The sequence below is a fragment of the Colwellia sp. MB3u-8 genome (assembly GCF_014076985.1).
In the GTDB taxonomy this organism is placed as follows: domain Bacteria; phylum Pseudomonadota; class Gammaproteobacteria; order Enterobacterales; family Alteromonadaceae; genus Cognaticolwellia.
On the sequence record NZ_JACGVA010000037.1, the window covers coordinates 104,205 to 129,134 of the forward strand.

Genomic DNA, 24,930 nt, shown 5'->3' on the forward strand with positions numbered 1-24,930 from the left:
TTAGGTGAGACATATACATTAAATTTTAATGATGGGGATTTAGATAATATGTTCAACGATATTTTATCTAAACAGGAAGGGAATTATAAAAAATTAATTTTAGACTCATTAAGATACTTTAATAGAGATAATTTCATATCATTATCAGATCATATTGGGAATATACTTACATCAGCTTCAAAACATACTGTGATCGAAGGATTATCAAATTATGCAGATCTAATTTTAAGAGATTATTGCAGAATACAATTCGCCCATCGCCTACGAATAAATGCTAGGTATGTAGAATATCATCAGTATGCTCATCCTGACGATCTATATCTACCGTTAGGCCATAATCTCTTATACGGTATTATCCTAAAACATGAGCGATTAATGAATCATATAAAATTAGATAACTTCACTAAAGGAATGTTGAAATTTTCACAAAGTATTTCTAATAAAGATCTAGAAAATGATACTAATAATTTTATAAAAAAAATTGGAAAAGAAAAACCTCCTTTACCAGAAAAGTTTGAACAACAGATAATTGGCTAAAACTAAATTATTTTGAATCTTTGTAAAAATTTTGATTCATAAAGCGTGGAAAGCATTACAATACAATCCCTAATGCGTTTTTTAGAAAACCATATGCAGAATTGAATGCACTGACCCTACTTTCATTGGATTCTATGGCATCATTTGCGAGTTTAATTTGGTCATCCATATCTTCGATTTCGGGTAAGGAAATGGATGACATCTTATTAGCAATATCCGATATAATCATGCCATTAACTTTAATTTTTAAATTAGAAATGTCATCTTTTGCTGCAAATTTCTCATATCCCTCAAAATTTTCAGCAGCATCACGTAACTGATCAATTTTATTTAATAATTCACTTTTATTCATGAGTAAACTCTCCATTTATGTTGGTTATAAAATCATTTAATTCATCAACTCCACTCATAATTTTAGGAGTAAGATCACTAACAGTGGCAAGAAGAGCCTTTACATTTGGTTGATTTAAAATATCTTTTACTACAGTCTCTCCAGCTTTTTCTGACTGAATATAAGCATCCATTGTGGTGTTAACTTCTTTCATTTTTGTTAGAAATAATTTTATTTCTGCAATCTTGTTTTTTATCATATTTAGGTCATTTGTTAAACCATCCTTGCTTTGCTTTATTAATTTAGATTTTTGAGAGATACGTTCAATAATATCGTTAGCTTGGTCTTTAGTTAGTCTTCCTGACAATAAAGTGTCATTGAATTCTTTTTTGCTATTTCTTTCTTCAAGATCGATATTCACAATCGCATTTTGAATCAACTTCTCTGTCGCTATTATCAAAGCATCTGACTGTATAGAAACTGCTTTAATAACAACATCAAAGTATTCTGTTTGTTTAATGGATAATTGTTTTACTTCTGGAGGGGTAGCGCACCCCATAACTAAAAACATGCTTAATAAGCAAATAATGAGAGGTGATTTAAAATTACCTACTTTATATAAAATCATGATAAAACTACTCCTTATTTATTTGGTTTTGGATTGATGCTGTAGGTGTTAAAGCCACTTCTTTAGATGAATTTCTCCCTAAAATATAACCAGCCACAGTTCCTAATAAACCAATTACAGGGGATATTTGTTCTTCTGAGTATCCAGCAACTATTAAAAATACAGCAGCAACTATTATAAAAATAGTTCCAAATGTCTTTAATATATCTCCAGGATTTTTACCTAATTTAATTAACTGGAACATTATTAAAAATACTAGAAAGCTAAAAATGAGTAGAATCGAACTAAGTATTAAGCCATCATCAACACTTTCAGTTACTTCCATATTGGTTTGAGGTGATGACTCAACATTAAGCTCTTTTTGTTTGGCTTCAATGCTGTTTTTTAGCTTTTCAATTTCATTAATTTTCCCCACTTTCTAAATCCTTAATCTTAATTTCAAGAGCTGAGACTAATTCACCATATTCAGATATTATTTCTTCTTGCTGATTAATTTTCAGCAAGAGTTTAGAAATTTCACTTTCATACAGGGAATCTTTTTGACTAGCTAGAAATGCATCTCGCCCAATCCTTTTATTTAAAACAATGGCAGAAAATTGTGCAGTAGATTTGTTAGTTTCTAGGGCTAGAGCCATCACCTTTGATTGAATATCTAATAATTCAAGATCATCTAATGGCATACTCTCATTTGAAAAGCAGGGGAATGTAGAAAGGAGAAAAATAAAACTTAAAATTAAAAATTTCATATGCGATCCTTGCAACTTTATATCATGGTTGTTTTAAACAGAATATATGCGCTCACGTTACTATATAGTACAAAATTAAACCAAAATCTAGTTATGATCTTTACTTTAATTACCTCCTTATTCAATTATTTTGAGATTTAATCACAGCGGGATTTAAACAATATATTTAATTTGTTAGTTATTAGATATTATCACTGAAAATTTATTAATAAACTGTGAGGATCGCCTTCACAATATTGGAATAGGTTCATATTTGTGATGGAAAATGAAAAAAAGAGGTAATAGAAAGAAAGTTGCAGAAATAAACGGTGATAATTTATTAAAAGTAACAGATAAAAGTAATTCATTTTTATTCAAGATGACTTTAATTACCGTGTTTGGTACATTTATAGTGGCGATAATTAACATTTTCGTTAGTCCTTCAAAGTCAGTGGCAGCCAATAGGCGCTGTGGAGTTAAATCCAGAGCAACACAAAGAAGCTGCTTAACAATTTAGGCGACAACTGTTTTGAAAAACACCGTTACAAGGTCATCATAAATTGTATTAGTTTGATTACCAAGGGATTGTGTCGATCTAATTAAATATTGTGCATTGAAATAATCTGTTCGGCTATTTCATCCATCGTAGAGCCAATGACATCTGGTTTTAGAAATAAGGGATTATAAGGTGCCCCCGTCCTGTCTATATAAGCCGCTTTTAAACCTGCACTTAATGCTCCATGCGTATCCCAGTCATGCGTTGCCACTAAACGTAATTTATCAGCTGTTGTTTCTAATTGTTTGCTTGCAAATGCATAAGCGTTTGCTGAAGGTTTAAAGGTTCCTGCCGCTTCTACTGAGATTAACTGGTCAAAATAGCTTGTTAAGCCAGCATTAAGTATTTGAGTGGTGAGTAGGGCTTGAGATGAATTAGATAAAGCAACAAGGCGAAATCCAGCTTTACGTAATTTAGTTAATGCAGCTTGTATATCTTCATGTGGTGCCAGGTTTGCAAAAGTAGCGAGTATGTCATTGCCTTCTTTTTCAGATAAAAGAAGTTTTTGTTTTGCGGCTAAAGCATCGAGCGCTATCTTAGCCAGACGAGCAAAATCTGTTTTTACCCCAGTGACTAAACAAACGGTTGATGAGTGCAATAGCATCGAAAACCACGTGGCGGTATAACTCTCATCGCCAAATACAACGTTAAATTTAGGCTTTAAGCTCGCTAAATTTAGTACCGTTTCATTAATATCAAAAAGTATTGTTTGCTCATGCATGTGCTAGTCCTTTTTAAATGGATAATGGCTAAAAAAATCTTCAATCATAGCCTCAAGTTTATTTTTATCATCATCGATTTTAGCAAAGGTACGCAGGCCTGCTATTTGAATTTGTACACGGTTTGAGAGATCGCTTGAATTTTTGTCTTTATCTATTTCCCCCATTGCCTGAGCCTCTTCAATGAGATTGACGAATTGATTCGCTATTTCGCCCAAATAGGCTTTGGTTGTATCAATAAGGTTTTGGTTATCTTCTGTCAGCTCGCCAATGGTTTTTGCTAACATACACATTGCATTGGGCGCATCATTTTTGGTGTCAATTACCTGAATTTTAACAAAAGCTTTTAACGCCTCAATAGGAGAGGAATGTTTACTACGGCATAGCGTTAGATGAGCAAGTGCCATATCGGTATAGTGTCTTAAGGCTTCTGTAAATAAACCATCTTTACTGCCAAAAGCGGCATAGATACTGCCCGGGCGCATATCTATTTCGTCTTGTAAACTACGCATGGAAGTTGCGTGAAAACCTTTTTTCCAATAAAGATTGGTGGCTTTATCAATCACCTTTTGGCGATCAAACTTAGCTGTTTTACTCATGCATAAGCCCATTAAAACATAACTGAACGATAGTTCAATTATGCGTGTAAACTCCCCTTGAGTAAAGCACGATATTTATTAACTGATTGTTTAATTAAAATTTAAAAATAATGATTTAAGTGCTAGAACACCCAATTTGAACGATTGTTCAATACAGCTTGTTGAACAGTCGTTCAATAAGCTGTATAGTCATTTTATAAACAATAGAGTTATTTTATTAACAACCTAATGTCACCTAAGTTAAAAGTATTAAGGAAACAATATGAACAACCAATATCAACCACCTAAAGTATGGACCCATGACGCAGAAAGTGGTGGCAAATGGGCGAGTATCAACCGTCCTGTTTCTGGAGCAACACATAAAAAAGCATTACCCGTTGGCAATCATGCGCTACAACTATATTCAATGGGTACACCTAATGGTCAAAAAATAACGATTATGTTAGAAGAGTTATTAATGCTAGGCAAAGATGCACAATATGATGCCCACATGATCCGAATTGGTGAGGGTGATCAATTTTCATCTGGCTTTGTCGATATAAACCCTAACTCTAAAATACCTGCACTCATTGATATGGCAAATGAAGATAACGCGCCTATTTTTGAGTCCGCATCTATATTATTTTATCTTGCTGAAAAATTTGGAGTATTACTCCCTAAAGCCGGGAATAAGCGTACACAAGTCATGAATTGGCTATTTTGGTTACATGGTTCGGCGCCATATTTAGGGGGTGGTTTTGGTCATTTTTATAGTTATGCACCAGAAAAATTTGAGTACCCAATTAATCGCTTTACCATGGAAACCAAGCGCCAATTGTCTGTATTAGACAACCAACTGAAAAACAATGAATTTATTGCGGGTGATGAGTTAAGTATTGCTGATATTGCGATTTGGCCTTGGTATGGCAACTTAGTTTTAGGCAAGCTTTACGACGCAAAAGAGTTTCTTAACGTAGATGAATACCAACACCTCAACCGTTGGGCAAAATCTATGTTAGCTCGTCCATCATTTCAGCGTGGTCGTATCGTTAATAAGAATTGGGGTCATGAGTGGGAGCAGCTTGAAAATCGTCATAGTGCAGAAGATATTGATAAAGTATTGGCATTAAATCCTAACGAGAATGACAATTTAGAGGTTAAATAATGACTAAAAAAATTAAACTAGACATCATTTCTGACGTGGTTTGTCCGTGGTGCATTATTGGCTATAAACATTTAGAAGCAGCAATCGTTGAATTAAACCTGCAAGAGCAAGTTGAAATTGAATGGCAACCCTTTGAGCTTAACCCAGACATGCCTGCTGAAGGAGAAGAGCTACGAGCACATGTGGCAAGAAAATATGGTTCATCAAAAGCCGATAGTGATAAGGCAAGAGACAATATCGCACAAGCAGGCGCTGAATACGGCTTCAACTTTAATTATTTTGATGACATGAAAATCGTCAACACATTAGATGCGCATGTGCTACTTGATTATGCACACCAAATCGGCGTGCAAACAGAGCTTAAAATGCGTCTGTTTTCTGCATTTTTTACTGAACATAAAGATGTGTCGAAGCGAGATGTGCTAATTAAAGAAGCAGAATCAGTGGGTATTACTGCCGAACAGTCGCAAATGGCACTCTCTAATGATGAACTTATAAGTCGAGTCAAGACACTTGAAGCGCAATGGAAAAAAATGGGCGTGAGCGGTGTGCCAACGGTTATTTTTAATCGTACAAGTGCTCTTACGGGTGCTCAACCGAAAGAAACATTTAAGCAAGTCTTACAAGAGCTATTAGATCAAGAAGAAAACAGCAACACTGCATAGTATGTTTATTACAGGTGGTGCGGTTCAATCTTATTCAAGAGTAAAACTGCACCAAACGCCTAAAATGCCAATGCTTTTGGTTAAATATCTCATGAACTTAACATTTCTGCCCATAAGTTCTTAGTTCCTGCTGCCATTTTATAAAAATAAGATCTCTGAATGCAACAGCGCGTAACGAGATCATTTTTCTATCAGTGAACGCCATATAGGCGTTACCACTGGGGGCATTGAATCTTGGGCAATACAGCAGTTAACTTTCCGGTTGGTATTAATGGTATTAATGTAATTTATGCTGCTTTGGGCATTAAACGAATTCCTGCGCCACTAATTTATTAGAGATTTGGATTGATATTTTATGTCAGCAAAAGCCGGTAATATTTTATTACTGTGGTAAGGCTTTATCTGTATTACAAAGGCCCACAGATAATATTTCACCTTACGACATGTGCCTTGACCTAGCTTTGCTAACGATTGTACAAAAGATATAATTGTATAATCGTTTGCTCTTGAACGAGTTAAGTCATTTTGTTGAAATGACATTTATCATTTGAATATTACTTGCCATTATCGTTGCTTCAGTTGGTTTTACCGCAATTCACCAGATTACTTGAACTTAAATATATTCAAGTGTTAGATATCCCTGATGAATATCAGTATATGGATGAAGCGTTAATCGATATTTTGGAGCAGTCTGTTAGTGCATATCTAGGAATAGCTAGATATTGATTTACTTTAAGTTAATGATATTAGTATGTATTTTATAACAAGTGTGTTTAGATAGTTACTGATTAAAACTGGGGTCAGGGTCAACTTAAGTCTAGTCTTTAGCATTTGATTAATTTAGAAGCTAAAAATTTAACGACTTAGTGTTGAGTTATTAGGCTAACTAATGCCACATTGCTGACCTAATGTAGAAACAAAAACGCAGCATTTAAGGACTGCTTTGTGGCAAAAGTGAATATAAAAGGTCAATCCATATTAGACTAATCATTATTTTCATTCTGTTTTTTGTCATTGAATTTATTTGAGCTCATTGGCTTTTCGGTATTTACCTTGATAGTCAAAAAGTCTGTTTTTAATACGCCAGTAGTACTTTTGTTTTCTGGCAATGACAAAATCTGGGCACGGCAATATGTTAGCTAACTTTAAGGCTTGTTCAAGATTAGTCACTTCAAAGGTCTCCGTTGAACCCAGTTGAACACTGATTTTAGCGCTAAGGCGTTTAGAAAATATATCATTGAACGCTTTAACCTGATGCGGCTTAGTGAAGTTAAAAGATTCATTGAGTTCAGCGCCTTCCTCATCATGGTAAGTGATTTTTAACTTATCAGCTCCCTTATCACTGACCTTGCCATTAACTCTGGTTAAATTAAGACCTGCGCAGCGAATAATTTTTGAATCTTTAAGTTGCAGTGCCTTTTTTAACATATCATCGGGGTCGACTAAGACCTCAAGGCACTGTAAGCAGTTACGAGCAGCTATGTCATTTTCACCACCGCATTGAGGGCATTCTTTAAATACAAAGCGATAGTCACATTGGCTCTGGCTTTCTACTAGGTATGCTTGTTCTTCATTTGGAGCATCGACGAGGCCTTTGCATCGTCGGCCGTAGTGTTCCACTAAATAACCATCATCATCACAAATGCCCCAAAATATATTGGGAAATTCACAACTTGGGCAAACAACTTGAACCGGCTGACTTTTACTATTCGGCTTTTTCTCACCGACTTCGGGATGATAGAGGTCAAAATCATTGCCCGTATAGTCAATCACCAAGCAATCTTTTTTGTTATCACTCAAACGCAGACCACGACCGATGATTTGCTGATAGAGACTAACCGATTGTGTTGGACGTAATATTGCAATCATATCGACATGGGGCGCATCAAAGCCAGTGGTTAATACTGAAACATTAACTAAGTATTTAATTTCTTTACGTTTGAATGCCTTAATTAACTTATCGCGTTCAGTGTTGTCGGTAGCACCGGTAATTAACGCACTCAATTTGGCGGGTAAATAACTAAAGACTTCCTTTGCATGTTCAACGGTAGCGGCAAATATCATAATACCTTGACGTTTATCACCTAACTCAATGACCTGTTCAATAATGCCTTGAGTCACCCGGGGATTTTTGTTTAGTAGATGATTAATATCTGTAGGACTATATTCGCCAGAGGCGTTTGCTCGCAGGCTACTAAAATCATAGTGTTCTATGGTGGCATCGACTAAATTGGGTTCGGTTAAATACTGGCGTTTAATTAAGTAGCTTAGCGGTAGTTCATAAATACAGTGCTCAAAAGGCCGCTTTTCTTCACTTCGCATAAAACCACGATAATGCTTTTTATAAATCCAGCCCATGCCTAAACGATAAGGGGTTGCGGTTAAGCCCAATAATTTTACCTCGGGATTAACTTGCATCAATTTCTCAATGATTTGTTGATACTGATTGCTATTGGACAGCTTGCTTGCTGTTTCTTGTGATTGCTCTTGGGGTTCACCTTTAGGTTTACTTTTAGCTTCGTCTTTAGCCAGGTCAGCGCTGGCCAAATTAACTCTATGACATTCGTCAATAATAATTAAGGAGTAGGGCTCACTAAAGTCATCTAGATTGCGGGCTGCGGATTGTATGCTAGCGAATGTGACTTGGTGTTGAGTTTGTTTAAGTTTTAATCCGGCAGAATAAATACCGGCAGTAACACCATAGCTTTCATATTTTTGATGATTTTGCTCGACCAATTCTTTAACGTGGGTGAGTACGAGTATTTTTCGCTTTGCCAAGCGAGCGAGCTCGGCAATGACCAGACTTTTACCTGAGCCTGTAGGTAAAACAATCACCGCAGATTCGTTGCTTTTTCGAAAGTGTTTGAGCACCGCAGAAACGGCTTCTTGTTGATAATCTCTAAGTTGAAAAACTGCCACGCAGTGCTACTGCCTTATAGGGAACGGATAGCCGCTATAATAGCAAAAGAGTAGATAATTCTAAAATTTAAAGCCAACTTTAAGCTTTCATTAGTTTGCTGGGGTTAATCTAGAGAGTAGGGTTTAAAAAGAGAGTAATATGCTGCGCATAACTGGGCATATCACTGAGGCAATTGAGCCTTAATAAGATTTTTCTACAAAAAAGTCATACAAAAAATAATACAAAGTAGTAGTGATAGGCAGTTACACAATATTTTTTACAGTTTACTCTCAATAATTAGGAAGTTATTTATAAAAATCAAACCGGCTATTTATCTGTTTGATTTCTTATCTATAGTGACCATGAGTTTACTTTAGTGGTAATTTTATTGAATAAAACCAGTGCCCATACTTGTCCCATTCTGCCTGCCAAATTATAAAAAACCGCTAATCGAAAGATTGGCGGTTTTTTTCGTCTAGAATTTAGTGAATTACGACAAGGTAGGGTAATAGCGCCAATCTGGCGAATAGGGGCCAAATCCCTATATCACCGCCACATAAAAAAAGGCAAGTAAACCGAAGTTAACTTGCCTTGTTACGAGGATCATTACTTGAGTTGCTTAGAAGATAAATTTAAAATCCGAAAAAAGAGGTGCTTAATCATTTTTAATTTATTTTCTATTATAACTACATTTTAATTAACGCAATAATTAGGTAGTTGAGCTTGAGTTAAATCTAACTCATAAACACTGCCACATGAGCCATTTTTACAGGATTTAACACCCACCCTTGTAAACCCTGTCATATCAACAATTGAACTTGGGGTAACTCTTGTAGTGTTAAACGGATCAACAACCAAGTCTGAGTTTGCACTATTCATTGCTTCATCTGAGCTATTACTTACATATAACTCATAAGTAATAGTTGTTACGGGCTCTGCAAATAAACCCCATGATAAGTCGTATGAATTACAAACCTTGTCTTTACCTGCCAACTTTTCCATTTCTTGCAAATAAATTTCTTTTACAGGTGTTGTATAGTTAGCATAGTGATGTAAGGCAAGACCTTTATCCAGCTCAGTAATATTGAAATTTGATTTAACAGCGTTGTAATAATTACCAATATTGGCATTAGCCATTTTTTTCGATCTTAAGTTTGTATTGCCATGTTCATCAGTATTGTATTCAGTCGCAGTGGTTTCGATAACCTTGCGAATTTCACCCTCAGATAAACTTGGGTTAACCATTTTAATTGAGGCAGCTAATGCAGATGCTAATGGTGCTGAAAAACTTGTGCCTGATACCTGTCCATAACACCCTTTTCGACCATTAGATGTTCCTGTAAGGGGATTTATACATATAGATATATCAGGGTCTTTGTATGAATAAGTACTAATAAATGCTGAATTTACATAACCTGAAAATGTAACATCAACCGTATCACCAAAGTTTGAAAATACTCCCATTTCACCGCTATCATCATTTGCCCCAACAGTTAATACACCCTCGCAACTTGCAGGTTCAGAGTTTTTGGCATCAATATATTCATTACCTGCCGCTGCAACAACAACAATGTTTTTTTCACGGGCATAGTTAATGGCATCTGTTAGTGCTATATTAAAATGACAACCACCTCCATTACCACCTAAACTTAGATTGATAATATCAACAGGTTCACTAATTGATGGAACGCCAGGGATATCTACCCCTGCTGACCATAAAATACTATCAATAAGATCTATAGATAGACCCATGTTGAAATGAAGCGATCTTACGGCAATTAACTCAACATCATTTGCGTTAAGTGAACCTATAACACCTACAGCATTATTTCTAATTGCGGCTACTGTTGATGCAACCTCTAACCCATGACCACCAACTTTTATTTGACCATCACCAATTGGATTTCCATCACTATCAAGTTCAAAATCCCAAGATTTATCTGTTGGATCGGTGTCACGCTCTTTTTCTTCATAATCAGCTAAAGGACAAGTAATATCCATTCCAGAGTTTGTAGTATCATCAGATAAACAATTAGAATAAAGATTCCAAGATACCATATCCACACCTTCCTCAGACCAGATAACATCCTCATGCTCCCATTTACCAGTGTCTACAATTGCTATACGAACTTTTTTCGTCATGACCTTATTGGCATCAACATAGTCATTGGCTTTTAATACTGAGTGAGCGCCCATTAAGTAAGCTTGTTGCTCATCTAAATACAAAGAGTTAGTGAAATAGGTGTCATTGTATTTTTCTGGATCAAATGACTGAGGTGTTGTCAAACCTGACTCATTGGATGCTCGATTTCTCAATGGAATAGGTTTTGGTGCATAAGTATTATTAGTTTTTATTATTTTATTCTCACTAATATACTGAAACAAACCTGTGGTCATTAAAATACTATAAACTTCTTTATATTTTTTATTCGTTTGTACCTTAAATAAATCAACACCTTTTGAAGATGATCTAATATGTTTTAGCAAGAGATTTGTTTCGCTATATACATTAGCTAAAACATTAATGCCAGCATCACGATCACCTGACACAACATTAATACTTTCTTTATAAGAGTGTTTTTGATATTTATTAAGATCAGATCTTTTATCAACACGCTTGCTTTCTGGTGTTTGAAGAAGATTATTGTAGTTAGAAATATTTTTCCACTTAACAATAATGCTATATTCTGATAACTTTTGAATAGATTTTTTTTGTAAATTATCAATTGACTTAGCTTTTGTAAAGTATTCATCTGCCATTAAAGGGGAAGATAATGACGTAAGAATTACTGCACTTAACATTAATTTTTTCATAGGTAAGTCCTTATAAACGACTATCGTTTAATGTAATTGCAGATGATGCTCTTAGGAAAGAATAGGTGTCATTAAATACCCATTGGTCGTCTACATATACTCCAAATTCATCTTTACCCACTAGTCTAGAAACAAGCTCACCATTGGTATAGCTGTAAGAATCAGTAAAATCAATCCTAGGTAGTAATACGCTAATACCATCAACTCTATTTAATATACTGTCATTTATAAAATCAACAATTTCTCTGGCATAAGTCGTTTCTGCTTGAGCCATCATATTATTAAAATCATCAATCACTGGCTGTGAATTTGCAGGGTCAGCATAGAAATTTGTAGTTAAAATTTTATCTTTAATTGTACGCTCATGCCTATTAACAATAGTGGGATAGGTGGATCTAAAGTGATATGCATTATCTTGAATATCATTGTATTCTTCTTTTGAAATCTTTTGATTGATAAGTAAGTAATCTAATAAAAAATCAGAAACTCCTTCATACTCTGCTGATAACTCAATATTTCTTTTGAATGCTTCAAATTTAGCCATCAAATCAATTTCGTTTTGAGTTATCACCTCTTTAATATGAAAATTGACCGTACTGCTATTATAAAGTCTTTCTCCATCATCATTAAACATATCTTTGTCTGTATATTGAACTTTGAGTGCGATATCTTTACCAATAGCGCCAACATCAGCATGAACCGTTAGCGTTCTATTATCTTTATCAAGCGACCAACTTAATAGGTTTTCTTCTTTATCAGCATTATCATCAAAATAAACATCACCTATAATGAATTTATCTGAGTCGCCAGCTACTATATGATATACTGCATCAATACTAGAGCCACCCTCAACAATATAAAGCTTATTAAATTTCAAATAGGTAAGCGCTTTATTTACAGACAAGTGAATATTTAGATTAATTGACTTTTTCGTTTCACCATCAAATACACTGAACTCACCCAATAATTCAGATGTAGTATCATCACTTATCTTTGCAGTTAAAATTAAAAGTTTATTTTCCAAATCAACTTCAAAAGTTGGCATATTATCTTCCTCTTGATAGCCATCCACTAAGTCAAAAGTAACATCAAAAATCAACTCTGAAAGATCAGTGTCAGTGTCAGTAACATCAAACGGTATTGATAACTGTGTTCTTTCAGCCATTTGTTTCCGTGGTTGCTCACCAATCCAAGATAGCTCTGGCGCTAGGTTTGGTAAATCTTTAACATTGACCGTTAATATTTTTGTTGATGATGCTGACTTACTATCTATTGCTTCAACAGTAACGGTAATAGCCGTGTTTAATGCTACTTCACTGGCGGTTAATGTGAGTACACCATCCGCATAAGAAGCTGTTAATACCTCATTATCAGAACTTGCTGTAACGGTTACTGTGTCATTTTCAGCATCTGAGGTAGTAACATCAATTGTTGTTAATGACCTTTCATTCAGATCAATATGTTGCTGCTCACCAACCCAAGAAAGCTCTGGCGCTTGGTTTGGTAAATCTTTAACATTGACCGTTAATATTCTTGTTGATGATGCTGACTTACTATCTACGGCTACAAGAGTAACTGTAATAGCCGTGTTAAATTCTACTTCACTGGCGGTTAATGTGAGTACACCATTCGCATAAGAAGCTGTTAACACCCCATTATCAGAACTCGCTGTAACGGTTACTGTGTTATTTTCAGCCGCTGAGGTATTAACATTAATTGTTGTTGATGATCTTTCATTAAGATCAATATTTGAAGATGACAGTGTAATTGTTGGTGAGCTGTCAGCGTCTCCACCTCCGCCACCACATGCGGATAGAATAGCGAGGGTGGAAATAATGGTGAGGTTTTTTAAAGTTTTTTGCATAGATAAAAAGTCCTTTTGAGTATGTTAATGTCCTAGTGTTATGGTTATTGTGCCACTAACTCATTGTTAAAGAAAGGGTTGGTAGTTATTAGTTCAATAAAGGAGTTATTCAAACTTGAACTTTAAATTTGATAATTCAGAGCCAATTTTTATCGCTTTAAAACCATTCTCTGTTTCTTGAATAGTTAATTTAGGAAATTTAACAAAATAAACTTTAAAGGTGCTTTCGTCATCATTAGCTTTAACTTCTCTGATTTCGCAGTTGTACTCTTTTCTTATAGTTCTGAGTAAACTTCTCCCAAAGCTTGGAACGTTTTCATCCATCTGATCTTCATACACACTTTTTAATGCGTATTTATCCATTTCAGCGAAATAACCACGCTTTATATTTTTGCAGACTTTACTAGCGATGGTGACTGCATCATCCTGTGGGTTGCTACAGGCACTTAGCAATAACGCTGCAATTGATATCGCTATAATATTATTGATTTTTTTCATTATTAGTTCCCTTTTACCCAAGTAATACAATGTAATTTCCATCAATTTTCTTAACTTTTACGCTGTCAATGCCTTTAATAAACTTGAAGCGAGTATAACTTTTAGTTTCTTTACTACTTTTGACTGTACAGTTCATGCTTGTAGTATTTTGTGCCCAAGTATCCGCTTCTTTTTTAGATTCTTTTTCGAAATCGGCATATTGGCTTTTTTCAAAAAATATTTTTGCTTGTTCTAAATTGGCTTCTTTAATGGTATTACAAGTGAAGGTGGCGACTTCTGCTGGTGACATCGTGTTTATTTCTGCCATTGTTTTAATATCACTACCACAAGCGGTAACTAACGCTACCAGTGATGCAATTGTTGTAATTTTTGCTGTTTTAATTTTCATTTTAATATCCTTATTCTGTGATGGCTTGCTCTGAAGACTTATCTAAAGGTACTTCAGCTTGAGGTTTAAATTTATTACTGACTTGGTAAAACGGAAGCATTTGCAAAATGGTAAAGATCACTATTGAAATAACAAGTAATGGCATGCCTATTTGAATTATGTCAAAAAATGGGTCTAGGCCATCCAAATTAGATCTTCTTCTAGATGAAAACATGCCCATATCATTAAGGGCATTAATACCGTCATAAACAGGCATTGAGGCGATAATTAAAAAAATGATGGATACACTACGAGTGATTAATCTTGGTAACCCTAGCACTAAGCTAACGGCAGATAGTAGAAGGAATATCACCATTAGTGAATTACTTTCAACAAGTTGAAAATAGGACTGGCTACTGCCAAAACCTATGTCTACTAAGGGCAATACCATTGAGATGAAAATTAGCACAACGATTAAAAAGGCAAATTTATTGTGTAGTTTAGCTGTGCCTGTATTAGTGGGTAATTTGATGTTTTTTATTGCATTAGTCGCTTTTGAGTAATCAATGTTTTTCAAAGACTCCTTAGCTTTATTGGTTGCTTGAGAAGCAAGATTTTTGGCTTTTTGAGCATTCTCCTCATTGAGCTGCCCCTTTGCTTTTGAAAATAAATTTCCTGCCATCTCTTTAGCACTATTGAGATGTTCATCTAAAGACGCTGTTTGTCTCAAGATAAATATATTTACTGCTTTTTCTTCAATAATATCGAAATCAACAGTATCACCAACATGTGGTGTTATTTCTGATTTTATTTCACTGATGGACACTTCAAGCTTTTGATCGTTTTCAGCTCTTATTATTAAAGTGCTTTCACTTATATGTAATATTTGACCTTTCATTTTTCATATCCTTATGATGATTCACAATTAGCAGAAGTAATGAATAACTTAGGTTTTACTGTTTTAGGTTTAGTTGATGCTGGTAATCCGTGAATAGTCACTGATACTGCTTTGCCGCATTTAGTGACTAAGCCTATTGAATATGAGTAGCCACCATTTGCATCACTTTTAACCAATACGGCTTTGCCACTTTTATGTATTACAGCACTGATGTAATTCGTGTTATCTGTCGCAGTATCAAAAACATCGTCTCCTTCTAGAGATATTGTTGCCACACCACCATCAGGAATATATAAGTGAACATCACTTTTTTGTACTAATTCCATTGAAATACTGTAAGGACCTTGAAGTTTAACTATATCTGGCAGTATTGAAGGTGTTTGTGCGTAAGTAAGTGACGAGGCAAGAAGTAAAAAGCATACTATTATTTTTTTCATATTTTCATCCATTAAAAATGTATTGTATTTTTTGTTATTGCTTATTATTTTTCAATTAATGCGAATTAATTTTTTGAAATACCAAATTTAAAGCTATTGACTGCATTAAGAGCTATATCGTTGATTAACTATATGAGTTGTATTGATTTTATAGAAGGTACGTTTTTTAAATAATAAAACGTAATTTATTTGAAATGATTTTTTTTGAATAAAGTGCAAAGGTATTAGTAACTTTGCACTTTTGATTTATGAGCTAAAACTGTGGTGTTATTTACTCTGCAGCATAAATTTTATTAATAATCGCTTCATCCTTAACGACATCATCCCATTTTACAGCGTTTGGACATTGATCATATGGTTCAAAGTGTAGCTCTTTTCTAAATCGCCTTAATTCAACTAATGCAGAATGATTGTATGGCCATTGGTCACAAAACCTTGATATGTCATAGGTGAGGGCTTCTTTTGCTAGGCCAATTTTATTTTCAGCATTAAGAACATGGGCATTATAAAGTCGAGTACTTAACCCATAGGAGCGAGTTAATTTACTTACTTCTGTATTATAAATATCCAACAACTCTCTTGCAGTACTCACTTCTTTCATCTGTAGCTGATAGCGTATTGCTGTGCCCAAAAAAGTTAAATACCAAGTGCCATCAAATTTATTTTTAGCAGCATCTAACGCTTTGTATCTTTGTTTCGCTAACTCAGGTTGGTTGTTATAGCGATATAAATTAAATTGAGACATTTTAGCTTCCCAAGTCCAAAATCCATCATCACCATAGATCTCTGTTGCTTGTAATACAGCATTTTCACATGCTTTTTCCATCTTTTGAGGTAAACGTTTAGCTAGGTGTGAACATAGCTCAGAGTTATAATATGAAGACGATGAAAGATAATTATTAGCTTCTGCTAGTTTGATCATTTTTACATGATTGTTGAACATTAATTCGTACTGACCAAAATCGTAAACAAAATAAGAAAACACTTGATACAAGGGGATTGAGTCTGCTGATGCTAAGGGTATTTTCTTATATAATTTTTTTAGTAAATCATAAGCTTTTGCATGTTGACCATTATCAATAAAATAATTTAGATCATTAATCCCTTTTGTAATTTGATAAAGAGGGGCTAAATCATCAAGTTTTATATCTTTAAAATGCTCAGATAAAGTAAATAACGCTTTATTTTCTCTAGCTGAAAGTCGGTTAAGTACTGTTAAGGCTAAAGAGGTAACAATGGGGTGGTTTTTATCTAAAAGAACTTCCATGTCACCTAGTCCATTTAACACTTTTTCTTCAAATATTGAATAATCAGAAGGTTCATCATATTCATTTTGGATGGTATCCCAAGCGATTAAATGCCTAACCCAATATCTGATAGGAATTTCTTTAATATTATTTTTAGCTATTGCCAATGAATTTAACGATGATGCTATGGCTAATTTATATTTTTTAGCTTGAACCAACTCATGCATTTCAAACAGGCTGATATTTAAGGTTTGGCTAATATTTATGGCGGATAAATGCGGTTTTATTGCTTTATATATCGCTAAAGCATCATTAACTAAAAATTGGTCAAGGGTCTTCATTTCCCAATCCAATAACTCTATTAATGCGGGGGCTTGCTTATTCTCTAAGCTTTTAACTTGTAGTGCCAATGCCGATAGTCTTTGTTTAGCTTGAGTAAAACGCTGATATATTACATCTAATTCAATTAACATTTTTGTGGCAATGAGATGTTCTATGATGAACGAACCATTGTCTTTTGTTTGATCAAATAGTTGTTGTGCGTAAATTTGATAGGCATCGTAATTACCAATCGCTTTATAGGAGTCAGCTAGTGATTTTGTAAACCTCACCGCCTGCTTTTGTGGCAATAATTTAATATTAATTGTTTTAGCTGCATCAACTAAGGCTTGTTGTCGCTCTGTTTCTGTAGATAATCTAACATCAACTTGTTCAAGCATAGTTTCAGCTAACTGAAGGTTTTGATTTGCTAAAATAGCCTGTTGATTCGCTTCAACATTTGATTGATATACTTGCCAACTACCTATGCTAATACCTGCAATGACAATTATTGCAGCGGCAAAAGCTAATGAATTACGCTTAAACCATAATTTTGAATTATAAGATACACTTTGAATAGCTAAAATGGGTTGGTTGTTTAAGTAATATTGAATCTCTTGCTTTAATTCTGCAACAGTCGCATATCTATTATCGGTAATATCATCAGTAGATTTTGTAACAATGGCACTAATCGCTGGTGTAGATGAATTAATAAATAATGTGGCTATTATTTTACCTAAGCTATATATATCAGAGGCGGTTGTAATGGCTTTACCTTGTTTTTGTTCAGGAGATGCATATTGATATGACAAAGCATTTAAGTAAGCTTGAATATTATCGTCATGTTTCTCTCCAATTAATTTTGAAATACCAAAATCGAGCAGAAAGAGGTCACCATTTTCATCTATTATAATATTTTCTGGTTTTAAATCTCGGTGTAAAACTTGATTTTCATGAGCATGGATAACCGCATCTAATAGCTTTATAAATAAATTTAATTTTTGTTGTTGGTTTAGTGAGTTACTTTGAATATATTCAGATAAGGTTAATCCTTGGATATACTGCATAACAATATAGACATAACCTTCATCAGACCTTCCTGCATCAATAATAGGTACAATATTTGGATGATTTAACTGTGCTAAGGCTTGAGCTTCATAGTTGATCACTTGTGCTGAAATATCGCCTAATAACGCCAAAGGAATTGTTTTTATTGCGACTTGTTGTTCATATTCTCCGTCAATTCTATTTGCTAAATAAACATTGCCCATACCGCCTTGTCCAATTAAGGATGATATTTTGTACTTGCCAATAGTGTCATTAATATTTAGCTGATCGGTTGCATGTTCTCGCGTTAATTCAATGCCATTATTAAATACATTGGTGTAATTAGCGTTATTATTTTTCAACATAGATTTAAGTGTTGTATAAAGCTCTGTTTGAATTTTAATTTTATCGAAATACTTATCTTGCTGGTCTTTATCTAGCGTCATTAACTGACTGAATTCTTGGTATAAATTATTCATTGTATTATTCTTATTCTTATTATTTTTATTTGAATTAATGTTGTGAGAGGTTGTGAGTAAGAAGACTTTTAATAAAGCTCAGATCTTTATCTACCGTTGAAGCTGAAATTTGTAAAATATCGGCAACCTCTGAAAGCGGCATAATACATACATATTTATACAAAAATATAGTGACTTGTCTGTCATATTGCTTTGCTAGATGTTTTAACTCTGATTCTAATTCCACCAACTTTTCAGCTTCTAGCCAATTAATCTCGCTATTTATCAAGAGGCTTGGATCTTGGCTTCTTTTTTTAGTGAGAATTTTTCTGACTTGATCGACTAATATTGAATAAACGGTTTGAGCAAATAACCTATAAAAAGTTTGTCTAGAATTAATATCAATATTTCTGTGTTGAGACATTTTGATAAAAGCATCATGAACTAATGAAGTGGTATTGGCGGCAATAGCCAATGGTGCTATTGAATTAGAGCTTTCATCTTGAAAATTTTTCGACTTAACTTTTCTCACGATACTTTTAAATTGCTGATAGGCGAACGTATAAAGTGCATTTTTGGCTTTATTGTCGCCTTGTTCCCATTTTATTATAATGTCAGTAATACAGACTTCATTGGCACTAGTAGTTGTTGAATCCATTCAATTATTCAATATGTTAAATTTTAATAAACTCATGGTAAATGATTGTCATATAAAATAAAAATTTATTTTATTTAGGCTTTTTGGTGTGTTTTTCTTTGCCCTTGTTAAAAATGGCTTTATATACAGTAATATTTATATGCGCTTAAACTGATTTGAATGACTGTTTACCTTTATGCATTTCAAGTTCACTATCGTCCATCTTTAGCAGTATTTGAATTAGGTTTAATAAAATGTCTGTCAATCCAGATATATTGCTTTGCATATTAGTAGATAAAATTATACCCAAAAAATATTGATAAAAATTATCAATTAAAGCAATACAGTTACTTGGGTTTATTGCTGAAGCTATGAGACTTTTCGTACTTTATAAAGTACATAATAGACTGGTATTTCCTGTATGTTTAGGTTCACAAAACTACTGGGGTTATATGAGGTCAATTGTATTCAGTAATTGCAAGATTTGGTTTTATTTTTACTGTTAGTCACTAAAAAAATAACAACTTACAGTTTTAAAAAATTGAAAGGATACGGTTCAAATTACTATCTCACCGCCAAACTATAAAAAACCGCTAAGCGAAAGATTAGCGGTTTTTTTCGTCTAGAATTTAGTGATCTACAACAACCTAGGGTTTACAGTGCCAATCTTTCGAGTAGGCTTGAACTCCCTATCTCCCAGGCTATATTTTCCTCTGCTCTGGTATTAACAAGTAATTTAAACCGTTTCTTTGTTAATCAGAGTGGGGTGATATTTTCATTATGTTTATAAATTAGGGGATAACTTTAATAACTCTCCTTGAGGGCTATCAGTTAGAATATAAATATAGCCGTCAGGGCCAGTTCTAATATCACGGATCCTTTGTTTTCGCTCAGCTAACATGGTTTCTTGTTCTACCACTTTATTGTCTTCTAACTTTAAGCGTCGGACACTTTTTCCTGCTAGAGCAGCAACAAATAAATCACCTTGCCATTGGGGGAAAATATTACCTTGATATTCTGTCATGCCAGCCGGTGCTATAGAAGGCACCCAATAGGTAATGGGTTGCTCCATTCCTTTTGCTTCAGTAAAAGGAGATATTAAGGCACCTGAATAATCTACGCCATAAGTAATGGCTGGCCAGCCATAATTAAGACCTGATTTAATTAAATTTAATTCATCACCCCCTTTAGGCCCATGTTCATGCAGCCAAACTTTTTTAGTTTTGCTGACTAATATTGCTTGCGGGTTACGATGGCCATAGCTGTATATTTCAGATTTTGCATTTTTTTGACCGACAAATGGATTGTCTTTAGGAATAGTACCATCGGTGTTAATTCTAAGTACTTTTCCTAACATGCTATTAAGGGATTGTGCTTCTTCACGAAAATTAAAACCATCACCCGCGGTTATCAGTAGTGTGCCATCAGGAAGAAAGGCCATTCTAGCGCCATGATGATGGGGAGTATTTCTACTAGAGCCCGTAAATATCACTTTAGATTGTTGCAGTGACATGTTTTGTAATGTGGCGCTGATCACTTGAACAAAGTTGTTGCTTGCTGTGCCACCACTGTAAGATATATAAAGTTTTTTGTTTGTTGCAAAGTTAGGATCTAAAACAATATCAAATAGTCCCGCGGGGCCATCAACATAAATATCAGGCAAGCCAGAGATTTTCTGCTCAAGTAATTTACCATCTCTGATAACTCTTAGGCTTCCTCCGCGCTCTGTCACTAACATATCATCGTTAGGTAAGAAGGCAATTGACCAAGGAAACTTCAAGTTTTCAACGACAGTTGATACTTTATATTCTTGAGTTTGTGTTTCTGCATAAATAATAGTACTAGCAAGAAGTAAACATAAACTGATGCTAAGTTTTTTAAATATATGATGATTACTTATCATTTTGATTACCTTGAGTTATTAGCTGAATTTTTGTGCGCGATGTTAGGAGGGCGAAAAGCCATGCAGAAAATATACAACAGCAAGTGGTTAAAAATAGCCCTAGTGGAGTTCGTGTAGAAGCAATTATTGTTAAGCCCATAATATATTGAATAAGATACATCGTCAGAGGAAAGGTAGTACATCCAGAGGCAATATACCAAGCCATTCTATTGCCACCGATAAATTGGTGGGCATATTTAGCCAAAATAAAACCAATAAAAAAGCCAATTGAAATCAATAAATACAGCACTGGAGCTAGTCCGAGTATGTCTTTAATGGTGGCATCTAAACGAACCGCCCAAGGTATGCTAAGCCCAAATGATTGCACGTCGGCTAATACTATTTGTGTCGACACAATACAAACAAGCAGGGTGGCCGTTAAGCTAGTACAAATAAAGAGTACGATGGTTTTTAACATAAATTGACCTTTGTTGAGTTCAGTAAATAGGTACACAATATTAAGTAAGCTGTTAAATATACATTTTTTATAAGCTTAATATAATATTATTATAAAAAATTTTAGAATGATGACGTTAAGTTACCTAGATATTATTTTAAGGGCACTTTTGCTGTATAAAATAAATAAAACAGCCAGCCATGATTGAACCCCAATGATAGAAAAATTAAAATGATCAAAACGTAAATGGTATTGATTGTTAAAAAGTTCAATGCCGCTAAAGTGTTACTATGAACAAATAAAAATACCAACGGGTTATTCTACCCGTTAGTTATACAACTCAGTGGCGATATAGGAAAATTATATGCTTGGATGGATTATTTTACTGTTTAGCGTAATAACTTGTTTTAATGCTAAATCGTTTACCAATTTAACCTCATTAAATAATAACGGTATTGCACTGTGGGAAGCTAAAGTATTCTCTGGCAAATCTATTTACACTATAAACCAGCATCAAGGACGCTTGGCACTGCAAGCCCTCAGTCAGAGTTCTGCGTCTGGATTGGTGTTGGAAAATAAAATTGATCTTACTATAACGCCTTACATAAACTGGAGTTGGTTAGTAGAAAAAACCTTACATGGGTTAAACGAACGTAGTAAAAGTGGGGATGACTTCGTCGCTAGAGTTTACGTTGTAATCGATGGTGGCTTTATGGTTTGGAAGACCAAATCCTTAAACTATGTGTGGTCGAGTAATCAAGATAAAGGTTTAGTTTGGGATAATCCCTTTGCGGGTTCAAGTGTCAAAATGATGTCTGTCCAAGGGAAGGAATCTCAAACCGGTAAATGGTACGAAGAAAAGCGTAATGTATACCAAGATTTAATTGATACATTTGGTGATCAAGGTAGTGAAGAAGCAAACCTAAAAGCTTATAACTACATAGACATTATAGCTATTATGACAGACACCGATAATAGTGGCAAAAAAGCAGAGTCTTATTATGGTGATATTGTCTTTAGCACCAAGTAATTATTGGCTAATAATTAATTTAAAAATAATTAGTTAACCCTTATTTTACTATGCAGTTTTAGGCAATGCTTTCTATCCACTTAAGTTAACCTAATGTTTTTTATAGACATAAGTAAATACGAGCATAGCTATACGAACTTAGCTGCAGTAAATAACCTTTAAACGTCATTGCTGGTGTAAACCTTTTAACCGCACTAAGAGTATATTAGGTGGAGGTTATCAGAAATATAGCTATGTAGATCTCAAACGATGAAATTTTTGTGACCAACACTTGTTTCCCTTATTGCCGCAGTGGAAACAAGCGTAATATAAACGGTTTACCAAAGGAGAATAAGATGAGTAAAATTGTAGATGAAGTAAAATCCGCCAATGCTGATTATGTTGCTGCATTTGGAGATAAAGGTGATTTGGCAATGCCTCCTGGTAGGCAGTTTGCCATTTTGACCTGTATGGATGCACGCTTGGATCCAGCTAAATATGCAGGTCTTGCTGAAGGTGATGCACATGTCATTCGTAACGCAGGCGGCAGAGCAAGCGATGATGCTATTCGTTCATTAGTGATTTCTTATAAATTACTAGGCACAAAAGAATGGTTTGTTATCCATCATACTGATTGTGGCATGGAAACATTTTCAACTGAAATAATGGCCGATTTACTTTCGAGTAGCCTTAAAACCTCAAGTGTTGATGCTTCTGGCTGGCATGACAGTAAAGCCGGTGGCGGTACAACTGATGGCAAGTACATTAATTGGCTCACCATTAGTGATCAAGACAAAAGTGTTTTGGAAGACGTTCAAAGGATCAGAAGTAATTCAATGGTGCCCAGTGATATTCCCATTTATGGTTATATTTATGACTGTAAAACGGGCAACCTTAATGAGGTTCTTGAAGCCACAGAAGCTGGAAAGGCAAGTTAAAATAATTAATATCAATCTTATTGATTTTATTGCTATTTTACCAGATTAAAACAACCGACTATGGCGTTATTTATTTAATAAGTAACGCTGCATAGATGCAGTTTATTAGACAATTTAAGAGCCTATTATCCTGAGCAACGCGTTATTAAAATAAATGCCTTACATTCATTTGGTTGTTTTCCTGCGTATAAAGTAGGCCAGATAATTAATGAAACGGGTATAACAAAACGCTGTACTTTAACAGCACAGAAAACTTAACCCCACATGCACTACAAGTAAATGTGTTATTAACTGCACAGGAGAATTAATGAAGTATTTTGCATACGGTTCAAACATGTCGATTTTAAGACTTCAAGAGCGGGTACCAAGTGCCAAAAGGCTTGAAACAGTAACGCTTAAAAACCACCAATTACGCTTTAACATGAGTGGTACTGATGGCTCTGGAAAGTGTGATTCTTTTCAAACAAATAATACCGAAGACACAGTTATTGGCGCTCTGTTTGAGATAAACAGAGCTGAAAAAACAATTTTAGATCGCGCTGAAAGCTTAGGGTATGGATACGATGAAAAAATAGTTTTTGTACAAAATGACTTAGGTGAAGTCTTCGACGCCTTAATATACTGTGCAATTAATATAGACGACGCATTAAAACCTTATTCTTGGTACCTCAATCACGTCATTATCGGAGCAAAGGAAACTAAACTGCCGGCTGACTACCTTGCTGTAATTGAGTCTATTGTGTGTTTAGAAGACCCGGATAAAACTCGAGACGCAGAGCAACGTGCAATGTACAGTTAACAAAAAATTAAATAAGGGCCTGTAGTAGTTCACTACACGTTGTCGTACTAGACAATTTTTGCGAACTATTACTTCTCGTCACATTTCATCGTTATATACTAATAAACCGCTACTTTAACAAGTCGCGGTTTTTTTTGCCTATTATTTGTAAAATACAGCCTTAAGCTTGGTCGAGCTATATTGTCTAGTAGCGCTAAACCTGCTTAATAGCTGAAATAATTTTAAGTTAGATAGCCGCTATCGATAATAAAATGATTATTTAATAATAAATAACTAGCCAATTTTAGTGATAGTTAGCGTAGAAGTTGCTGTTCCTATCTCTTTTCTAAACTATTTAAGTCATGTTAACGCTGTCATGGTTAACATAATTAATCAAAGCGCTTTTATGGAAGGGCTGGCAAAAATTTTAGTTATGGTTAGATCGGCAATTTTTAATTAAAGCAATTGTGCAAAAATA

General features: G+C 34.5%; 23 protein-coding genes. 6 read left to right on the top strand and 17 right to left on the bottom strand.

The window, feature by feature from the left end:
* Nucleotides 1-48: 48 nt before the first annotated feature.
* Entirely contained in the window at nucleotides 49-537 is a 489-nt protein-coding gene (locus H4J54_RS02830) for a hypothetical protein (RefSeq protein WP_182189374.1), read from the top strand.
* Nucleotides 538-592: 55 nt separating this feature from the next.
* Here the strand turns inward: H4J54_RS02830 and H4J54_RS02835 are convergent, their stop codons facing one another.
* From H4J54_RS02835 to H4J54_RS02860, 6 genes are all read right to left on the bottom strand, one after another.
* Entirely contained in the window at nucleotides 593-889 is a 297-nt protein-coding gene (locus H4J54_RS02835; RefSeq protein ID WP_182189376.1) for a hypothetical protein, read from the bottom strand.
* Entirely contained in the window at nucleotides 882-1,496 is a 615-nt protein-coding gene (locus H4J54_RS02840; protein WP_182189379.1) for a hypothetical protein, read from the bottom strand. Before H4J54_RS02840 ends, H4J54_RS02835 begins: the two co-directional genes overlap by 8 nt.
* Before the next feature lie 7 nt (nucleotides 1,497-1,503).
* Nucleotides 1,504-1,911: a hypothetical protein gene (locus H4J54_RS02845; RefSeq protein WP_182189380.1), complete on the bottom strand. Its 408-nt coding sequence runs from the start codon at nucleotides 1,909-1,911 to the stop codon at nucleotides 1,504-1,506.
* The gene (locus H4J54_RS02850) at nucleotides 1,898-2,242 is read right to left on the bottom strand and encodes a hypothetical protein (protein WP_182189383.1); all 345 of its coding nucleotides are present in this window, start codon (nucleotides 2,240-2,242) and stop codon (nucleotides 1,898-1,900) included. The genes H4J54_RS02845 and H4J54_RS02850 overlap by 14 nt, the downstream gene beginning before the upstream one ends.
* Nucleotides 2,243-2,820: 578 nt before the next feature.
* Nucleotides 2,821-3,498 (bottom strand): haloacid dehalogenase type II, encoded by a 678-nt coding sequence (locus H4J54_RS02855; RefSeq protein ID WP_182189385.1) that lies wholly within the window; start codon nucleotides 3,496-3,498, stop codon nucleotides 2,821-2,823.
* A 3-nt stretch (nucleotides 3,499-3,501) separates the two neighbouring features.
* A complete protein-coding gene (locus tag H4J54_RS02860; protein WP_182189388.1) occupies nucleotides 3,502-4,095 on the bottom strand; it encodes a TetR/AcrR family transcriptional regulator in 594 nt (197 codons plus the stop codon).
* A gap of 262 nt (nucleotides 4,096-4,357) precedes the next feature.
* Here H4J54_RS02860 and yghU point away from each other — a divergent pair, with 262 nt between their 5' ends.
* Nucleotides 4,358-5,239 carry a glutathione-dependent disulfide-bond oxidoreductase gene (gene yghU / locus H4J54_RS02865; RefSeq protein ID WP_182189390.1) on the top strand — a complete coding sequence of 294 codons (882 nt, stop codon included), beginning with the start codon at nucleotides 4,358-4,360 and terminating at the stop codon, nucleotides 5,237-5,239.
* Nucleotides 5,239-5,904, top strand: coding sequence for a DsbA family oxidoreductase (locus H4J54_RS02870; protein WP_182189392.1), 666 nt, complete (start codon nucleotides 5,239-5,241; stop codon nucleotides 5,902-5,904). Before yghU ends, H4J54_RS02870 begins: the two co-directional genes overlap by 1 nt.
* 1,020 nt (nucleotides 5,905-6,924) lie before the next feature.
* Here H4J54_RS02870 and H4J54_RS02875 read toward each other — a convergent pair.
* The 11 genes from H4J54_RS02875 to H4J54_RS02925 all read right to left on the bottom strand — a co-directional run bounded on the left by H4J54_RS02875 (nucleotide 6,925) and on the right by H4J54_RS02925 (nucleotide 21,748).
* Nucleotides 6,925-8,823 (bottom strand): DEAD/DEAH box helicase, encoded by a 1,899-nt coding sequence (locus tag H4J54_RS02875; RefSeq protein ID WP_182189394.1) that lies wholly within the window; start codon nucleotides 8,821-8,823, stop codon nucleotides 6,925-6,927.
* Nucleotides 8,824-9,496: 673 nt separating this feature from the next.
* Entirely contained in the window at nucleotides 9,497-11,617 is a 2,121-nt protein-coding gene (locus tag H4J54_RS02880; RefSeq protein WP_182189396.1) for a S8 family serine peptidase, read from the bottom strand.
* A gap of 10 nt (nucleotides 11,618-11,627) precedes the next feature.
* Entirely contained in the window at nucleotides 11,628-13,481 is a 1,854-nt protein-coding gene (locus H4J54_RS02885) for a hypothetical protein (RefSeq protein WP_182189398.1), read from the bottom strand.
* Between the two features lie 105 nt (nucleotides 13,482-13,586).
* On the bottom strand, nucleotides 13,587-13,979 hold the full coding sequence (locus tag H4J54_RS02890; RefSeq protein ID WP_182189400.1) for a hypothetical protein: 393 nt from the start codon (nucleotides 13,977-13,979) through the stop codon (nucleotides 13,587-13,589).
* 13 nt (nucleotides 13,980-13,992) lie between these two features.
* Entirely contained in the window at nucleotides 13,993-14,367 is a 375-nt protein-coding gene (locus tag H4J54_RS02895) for a hypothetical protein (protein ID WP_182189402.1), read from the bottom strand.
* 10 nt (nucleotides 14,368-14,377) lie between these two features.
* On the bottom strand, nucleotides 14,378-15,244 hold the full coding sequence (locus H4J54_RS02900) for a hypothetical protein (RefSeq protein ID WP_182189405.1): 867 nt from the start codon (nucleotides 15,242-15,244) through the stop codon (nucleotides 14,378-14,380).
* 11 nt (nucleotides 15,245-15,255) lie between these two features.
* On the bottom strand, nucleotides 15,256-15,681 hold the full coding sequence (locus tag H4J54_RS02905) for a hypothetical protein (protein WP_182189407.1): 426 nt from the start codon (nucleotides 15,679-15,681) through the stop codon (nucleotides 15,256-15,258).
* 271 nt (nucleotides 15,682-15,952) lie between these two features.
* Nucleotides 15,953-18,772, bottom strand: coding sequence for a serine/threonine-protein kinase (locus H4J54_RS02910; protein ID WP_182189409.1), 2,820 nt, complete (start codon nucleotides 18,770-18,772; stop codon nucleotides 15,953-15,955).
* 34 nt (nucleotides 18,773-18,806) lie between these two features.
* Complete coding sequence (locus H4J54_RS02915) at nucleotides 18,807-19,409, bottom strand: ECF-type sigma factor (protein WP_182189410.1); 603 nt, start codon at nucleotides 19,407-19,409, stop codon at nucleotides 18,807-18,809.
* 763 nt (nucleotides 19,410-20,172) lie between these two features.
* Nucleotides 20,173-21,291, bottom strand: coding sequence for a PQQ-dependent sugar dehydrogenase (locus H4J54_RS02920; protein WP_182189411.1), 1,119 nt, complete (start codon nucleotides 21,289-21,291; stop codon nucleotides 20,173-20,175).
* The gene (locus H4J54_RS02925; RefSeq protein WP_182189412.1) at nucleotides 21,281-21,748 is read right to left on the bottom strand and encodes a hypothetical protein; all 468 of its coding nucleotides are present in this window, start codon (nucleotides 21,746-21,748) and stop codon (nucleotides 21,281-21,283) included. Before H4J54_RS02925 ends, H4J54_RS02920 begins: the two co-directional genes overlap by 11 nt.
* A gap of 343 nt (nucleotides 21,749-22,091) precedes the next feature.
* Between H4J54_RS02925 and H4J54_RS02930 the strand changes: the two genes are divergently transcribed.
* The 3 genes from H4J54_RS02930 (at nucleotide 22,092) to H4J54_RS02940 (ending at nucleotide 24,473) form a co-directional block, all read left to right on the top strand.
* Nucleotides 22,092-22,757 (top strand): DUF3047 domain-containing protein, encoded by a 666-nt coding sequence (locus tag H4J54_RS02930; RefSeq protein ID WP_182189413.1) that lies wholly within the window; start codon nucleotides 22,092-22,094, stop codon nucleotides 22,755-22,757.
* 335 nt (nucleotides 22,758-23,092) lie between these two features.
* Nucleotides 23,093-23,674 (top strand): carbonic anhydrase, encoded by a 582-nt coding sequence (locus H4J54_RS02935; RefSeq protein ID WP_182189414.1) that lies wholly within the window; start codon nucleotides 23,093-23,095, stop codon nucleotides 23,672-23,674.
* Nucleotides 23,675-23,981: 307 nt separating this feature from the next.
* Nucleotides 23,982-24,473, top strand: coding sequence for a gamma-glutamylcyclotransferase family protein (locus tag H4J54_RS02940; protein WP_182189415.1), 492 nt, complete (start codon nucleotides 23,982-23,984; stop codon nucleotides 24,471-24,473).
* Nucleotides 24,474-24,930 lie beyond the last annotated feature (457 nt).